Annotated in this window: 1 rRNA gene and 1 pseudogene; one reads left to right on the top strand and one right to left on the bottom strand. The window is 58.6% G+C overall.

Going from position 1 to position 1,340, the window contains the following annotated elements:
* The first annotated feature begins 14 nt into the window (after positions 1–14).
* A 5S ribosomal RNA gene (rrf, locus tag DIE08_RS35190) occupies positions 15–127 on the top strand.
* A gap of 129 nt (positions 128–256) precedes the next feature.
* Here rrf and DIE08_RS35185 read toward each other — a convergent pair.
* Positions 257–1,269: pseudogene (locus tag DIE08_RS35185) on the bottom strand (IS3 family transposase); the annotation flags it as partial.
* Positions 1,270–1,340: the final 71 nt, after the last annotated feature.

Here is a 1,340-nt window from a genome sequence, read left to right as displayed (position 1 = left end):
AACAACCCTCTTTGCCTGATGACCATAGCGAGTCGGTCCCACCCCTTCCCATCCCGAACAGGACCGTGAAACGACTCTACGCCGATGATAGTGCGGATTCCCGTGTGAAAGTAGGTAATCGTCAGGCTCCCTAAGCCAGAAACCCCCGCCCGAAAAGGCGGGGGTTTTTGCATTTGGGCGGCGGAAAGCACGAGTGCAAGCAATCGAACCTCTCCGGTTGTTGCTCAATGAGGCTGGCCCAATTTCCATCCCGGTCTTAGCTCGAAAATTCCGGTGCTTCGGGGGGGGCCGCCCCGGCCCGATCGGTGCACTGGCGGGCGAATTCTGCCGGTGTCATCCACTGCAGCGCAGAGTGAGGGCGCGCCTCGTTGTAGTACTCGCGACAGACCTCGATTTTGCGTCTGGCTTCTACAAGCGACGAGAACCAATGCGCGTTGAGGCATTCCTCCCGAAAGCGTCCGTCGAAGGATTCATTCTTCGCGTTGTCGGTCGGCTTGCCAGGATGCGAGAAATCAATCTCCACGCCGTTCTCGTGCGCCCATTTGTCGAGCGCCTTCGAAATGAACTCGCTGCCATTGTCTGCCTTGATATAGCGTGGAAGCGGACGATGCTGTGCAAGCCTGGTCAGCGCGGCAACAGCGTGCTCGCCACTCAACGAGCCGCCGACTTCAATCGCCAAGCATTCCCGCGGGTAGTTGACCACGATCGTGCGGGTGCGCAAGCGTCGACCATCAAACAGCGCATCAGCGACGAGGTTCTTACTCCAGCTTTCTTTGATCGCGCTCACTGACTGCTTCGGTTGCCGGCGCCGGGCAGACTTGTTTCGACGGGCTCGGTTGTGGCACAACGAAAGGCTCAGTTCACGATACACGCGTTCTACTCTCTGATGATTGTCTCTCCAGCCTTCCCTGCGAAGCATCACGTACACGGGGGGCGCACCGTAATGCCTCCGCACTTCCGTGATCTCCTTGATGCGCATTTCCAGTGCGCTGTGATCCCGCGCGACCGACTCGTGACGGTAGACCGTGCGAGAAAGCTGCAGCAACGCGCAGGTCTGCCGTTGGCTCGCGCCGAAACGCTGCATCAAGTCCGTGGCCAGATCTCGGCGCCGAGAAGGCTTCAAAGCCTATTTGACAGCATGTCCTGCAGCATGGCCTTTTCCAGCGACAGAACAGCCGCGAGCCGCTTGAGCTTCGCGTTCTCTTCCTCAAGTTGCTTCAGCCGGCGCAGCTCCGAGGGCGATAGTCGTCCATATTTCGTCCGCCAGTTAATGGTATGGACTGCTCCGGCAGGCGTATCGTAACTGCTGACGTTACCGTTCATAGGAGTATCGTCATGGA

Source organism: Burkholderia sp. Bp9004, assembly GCF_003858025.1.
GTDB classification, from domain to species: Bacteria; Pseudomonadota; Gammaproteobacteria; order Burkholderiales; family Burkholderiaceae; genus Burkholderia; species Burkholderia diffusa.
The sequence above is the reverse complement of the archived record's forward strand: the minus strand, read 5'-3'. Positions and strand labels throughout refer to the sequence as shown.